At 66.5% G+C, this 4,765-nt stretch carries 3 protein-coding genes and 1 pseudogene; 1 reads left to right on the top strand and 3 read right to left on the bottom strand.

Annotated elements, in window-relative coordinates:
* On the bottom strand, nucleotides 1-564 hold a 564-nt coding region (locus tag AQJ91_RS16305; protein ID WP_159054584.1), incomplete at its 3' end, for a hypothetical protein.
* 136 nt (nucleotides 565-700) lie between these two features.
* Between AQJ91_RS16305 and AQJ91_RS16300 the strand changes: the two genes are divergently transcribed.
* Entirely contained in the window at nucleotides 701-1,843 is a 1,143-nt protein-coding gene (locus AQJ91_RS16300) for a Fic family protein (protein WP_067021608.1), read from the top strand.
* Between the two features lie 24 nt (nucleotides 1,844-1,867).
* Here AQJ91_RS16300 and AQJ91_RS16295 read toward each other — a convergent pair whose 3' ends face one another.
* Nucleotides 1,868-3,052, bottom strand: a complete 1,185-nt coding sequence (locus tag AQJ91_RS16295; RefSeq protein WP_067021606.1) for a tyrosine-type recombinase/integrase — start codon at nucleotides 3,050-3,052, stop codon at nucleotides 1,868-1,870.
* Between the two features lie 515 nt (nucleotides 3,053-3,567).
* A pseudogene (locus AQJ91_RS16285) lies at nucleotides 3,568-4,765 on the bottom strand (IS110 family RNA-guided transposase); the annotation flags it as partial.

The following is a 4,765-nucleotide window of genomic DNA, read 5'->3' as shown; positions in this document are numbered from 1 at the left end:
ACTCTCCGCACCGTCCTCACGAACGAGTGCCTCCAGCGCCAGCGTGCCAGAGCTAATGGCGTTGCCATAGGGGTCCGCGCGGCGCCGCGACCAAGTTTCCGCCCCTGCGGCAGCTCCCGTCAGGGCCAGGAACAGAAGGGCCGAGACCACGGGCCACAGCCGTATCCGCCCACCCCAACCGCCGAGAGCTCCATACAACATCACTGCCGGCGTCAGAACACTCGGACCGTACAGCCACAAGCGAGCGACCTCCCAGCGCCGCTGCTCCGTCATACGAATAGCCAGCATGCTCTTGTCCGACACTGACCACCCAGACCCCACGACTCCTTCAAGTTTCGTAGAGAGTGCCTGTATGCGGTTACGCATGAACTTGGCGCGGCCGAGAAAGCCGACCGTCAGCAGCCGACCTGGGCGTCGCCGACCAGCAATCAACATCATGGTCACCAAGAGAAGGACCGGGATCCATGCCGTGTTGAAGTCGAAGAGCGCCACCATGAGGCCGACTTCGCCCTCAGTCCACCCCGGCGCAGGGCCACTGGTGGCCATGTCGGCAGTGTTGGTCATGTACACGAGTGTCGCGATCACGGACCTCAGCTTGACAGTCACCACTGACAGCGAGGCCGAAAGGCCGGTGCTCCCCAGGCCACCTGCACACCTCGCGACGCTTGACTGAAAGACACAATCATAGTGTCATCACTGCATGATGTACGCGACCCCCCGCCTGGACGCCGACGACCTCCGAGTCCTCGACGAGATCGAAACCATGCGCCACGCCTTGCGGCACATGCTCCGAGCTACCCCCCGCTGGACGCAGCAGCTACGCCGCAATCTCACCGCCCGCGCGATCGCAGGATCGAACACCATCGAGGGCTACGCCGCGACAGTGGACGACGTGGAAGCCCTCATGGCTGGCGAGGAGCCTCTGGAGACCGGAGAACGAACCCGCGCCGAGCTGGAGGGCTACCAGCGTGGCATGACCTACATCCAAGCCCTCGCCGACGCCGGGAAGGACTTCCGGTACGACGCCGGGTTGCTCAACGGCCTGCACTTTATGCTGCAGGGACACCACCTCGACAAACGCCCCGGCCGCTGGCGCGACGGTCCCGTCTACGTCACCAGCCCCGACGACCCCCTCGTCCCCGCCTACACCGCACCGGACCATGAGGGTGTCCCGGCGCTGATGCACGAGTTCATCGACTGGCTCAACAGCGGCGATCTCGATGCCTCGGTCCACGTACGCGCATCCATGGCCCACCTCAACCTCGTCAAGATCCACCCGTGGAAGGACGGCAACGGACGCATGTCCCGAGCCCTGTCCACCCTCGTGTTCTCCCGCGAGGCGCTCATGCCGCCCGAGTTCTCCTCCATCGAGGAATGGCTCGGCCGAGGCCAGAACACCTACGCCTACTACCAAGTCCTGGAAGACGTGGGCGGTCCGCACTGGAGTCCCGAACGGGACACCCGCCCCTGGATCCGCTTCTGCCTGACCGCCCACCACCGCCAGGCCCAGCAGGCCCAGCGGCGCTTCGACGTGATGTCGCGAGCCTGGACGCACCTGGTGGAGGCCGTCGAGGCGGCTGACCTGGATGAGCGAGTCGTCTACGCCCTGCTGCCCGCGTTTTCGGACGCTAAGGTCCGCCGCACCGTCTATCAGCAGGACGCCGACCTCAGCGACCAGCAGGCCATCCGCGACATCCGGGAACTCGTGGCCCGTGGCTGGCTCGTCCCCCACGGTAAGGCCCGTGCCCGCTACTACGCCCCAGGCCCGCTCATGGACCCCGTGCGGGAAGAGGTCCAGCAGTCGCTGGAGCCCTACGCCGATCCCTATCGTCAGCGCCAGTGACCCTTCCCTCGTTATCCTGATCTCTCATGCTGCGAGGTATAGGGACGAGAGGTCCTGCGCCGCCTCGACGCGATGTTCCAACTCCTTGGCCTGGCCGCTGATGCAGTGCGCGTACACCGCGAAGAGCATGGCCACGCTGGTGCCCGCCCACTCGGCGACCTGCGCTGGCGGAATGCCACTGTTCAACCATGTCGTCAGACAGGTGTGCCGCAGGTCGTAGGTGCGCCTTCCGGTCGGCGAGTCGTAGACGTGCGGTGCCAGTGTCGTCTGCCGGGCACGGTCCCAGACACGTCGGTAGACAGACCCGGCGAGGATGCCGCCCCTCTCACCCGAGAACAAGCGATCACCTGGCTGCAGACACTCGGCCTCGATGCGGTCCCTCAGGGCACGGATAAGTGCGGGGTGACAGGGCACACCCCGCGCCCCACCCTTGTTTCTGCCTTTGAGCCCGCGGCGCTCATGGGTCGTGCCTGTTCCGGTCCATTGCCGTCCCACCTCTGGCTCCGCGGCATGGACGATCAGCTCGCCCCACTGATCGCTGGCCTCCGCCTCCGGCAAAGCGGCATCGCCCACGCGCAGGGCAACGGCCTCCTCTGGCCGCATCCCCGTGTAATAGAGCATGGCGAAGAACGCATGCAATCTGAGGCCACCGCGCGGCCGCTGCCGTATCCAATCGAGCAGTCCGGCCGCTTGCCGCGGGTTGAGCAAGCAGCGACGGTCGACAGCGTCAGCAGTCCCCGGCCCACTGCCCCGGCCCTTGGGCAGCGGATTCGTTTGCAGGACACCGTGGCGGATCGCGTACTGCATGACCAGGTTGAGCACCCGACGGTGGCGCCACACCGAGGACGCAGCAGCTATCGATCCGTCCAATAGCGTGCCGAGTACGAGCAGCACGTCTTCAACGGCAGCGGGATCGTTCCAGACCTCCATCGTTGGGGTGTGCCGGCGCACCCAGCCCAGGACGGCCACAACGTCGTCCGGCGCGCTCTCACGGCGTTCGGTGTTGAAGGCCCACTCACTCAGTGCCGTGCGGACTCTGCGCGAACTGACGCCAGGCGGCTCCCTGCCGAGCAACGCTGTCGTAGTGATCATGAGAGTCCTGGCGGTGTTCTTGCGGTGGTTCGCCGAAGCATGCGACCACTGCGCATCGACAAACTGGAGGGCGTAGTCGTACCAGCCGACCGACGACGCCGTGGGCCCGTGGCCCACCGGCAAGCCAGTGGCTATGTCGAACGGGTCACCGCGGTGCGTGGCCGTCAGCAGCTCCGCACGAAATCCGTCCGCGAGCGCGAGCGTCTGGAACGACTGACCTGCACGTATGGGTCGGTTGGATCATCGAAAGCCGCGTGACTTACCTACCAGAATCGGTTGGGTAAGGCGCCTAGCGGACTGCACCTTGCCTAGCCCGGACACCAGGGAGTCACCCCGTGTCGGCACAGGCCAGGAAGTCACCTCTCAGGGCGTCTCAGGGAACCACCAGGGGCGCAGCGCTCCGAGTCCTCCCCACCGACCCGGACACGTCAGAGGTCAGGCAGGGCACAGCTCAGGACTACGCCACGCATCTCCGAGCGACCAACAACAAGCACGGTCGGCCGTACCAGGAGAAGACCGTCACGGCGTACTGCAAGGCGGTCCGTGCGCTTGACCAGGGGATGACGGCACAGGGGTTCGAAGAAGACTTCACCTGATTCGAAAATCCACCGTCCCGTTTCTGTAGCAGCTGGTCAGGCGGCTCCTTCCGCTTGTTGGAGGGTGACCTGGTAGCCGAGTTGGTTGAGCTGGCTCACCAGCCGTCGGGTCTGCCTGGCACGGCCGGTGCGTTCGAGGAAGTACTGGCCGCCAAGATCGGCGTATGCGGTGTCGCGGGTGAACATGTGCCAGACGGAGACGAGGATCGAGTGTTCCAGGGCGACCAGGGCGCGCTTCTTGCCGCGGCGGGCAATGAGCCGGCGGTAGCGGGCGGCGAGGTAGGTGTCCTTGGTCCGTGACGCGGAGATGGAGGCCTGGCCGAGTGCGGCCTTGAGCCAGGGATCGCCGTGGCGGGTCTTGCCGGGGCCGCGTCTGCCGCCGGATTCGTTGTTGCCGGGGCACACCCCGGCCCAGGAAGCCAGGTCGGCCGCCGTCGGGAAGCGGGCGATGTCGTCGCCGATCTCCGCGAGGATCACCTCGGCGGCCCGCGTGCTCACGCCCGGGATGGTCACCAGGAGTTCGATGCGGCGGCGAAAGGGCGCGATCTGTGCGTCGATCCGCTCATCCAGCCGCTTCTCCATGGCGGTGCAGGCGTCGATACGGTCGAGCATCGCCCGGGCCAAGAACGCGTGGTGGGCGGTGAAGTGGCGATCAGGGCGTCGGTCTTGCGGCGCATGGAGCCCTTGGCCAGATCCGCCAGGACGCGCGGGTCGCGTTTGCCGGCGATGAGGGCCTCCAGCATCGCCCGGCCGGAAACGCCCAGAATGTTGGCGACCGCGACGGACAGCTTGATCCCGGCGTCCTCCAGGAGCTTCTCCAGACGCTGGGCCTCCCGGGTGCGTTCACGGATCACCTCGGTGCGATACCGGGTCAGATCCCGCAGCTGCCGGATCGGCTCCGGGGGCACGAACGAAGCCCGCACCAGACCGTGCTCGACCAGGCGGGCGATCCACTCGGCATCCTTCACGTCGGTCTTGCGGCCGGGCACGGCCTTCATGTGCCGGGCGTTGAGCAGCCAGCACTCCATCTCGTGTTCCAGCAGGTAGAACACCGGTTTCCAGTAGACGCCGGTGGCCTCCATGCCGACCACGGTGACCTGCTCGGCGAGCAGCCAGTCCCGCATCGCCAGCAGGCCCGAGGTCACCGAGGAGAAGGTGCGGGTCTCGCTGCGGCGCCGCTTGCCGCTCCCCGGTACCCGGATCGTCACCTTCACGTCCGCCTTGCTGATGTCGA

This window comes from Streptomyces dysideae (assembly GCF_001514305.1).
Lineage (GTDB): Bacteria > Actinomycetota > Actinomycetes > Streptomycetales > Streptomycetaceae > Streptomyces > Streptomyces dysideae.
This window is presented reverse-complemented; position numbering and strand designations above follow the sequence as displayed.

Excerpts from the sequence above, each read along its gene's own strand:
- AQJ91_RS16300 (WP_067021608.1), top strand. The coding sequence starts at position 701 with ATGATGTACGCGACCCCCCGCCTGGACGCCGACGACCTCCGAGTCCTC.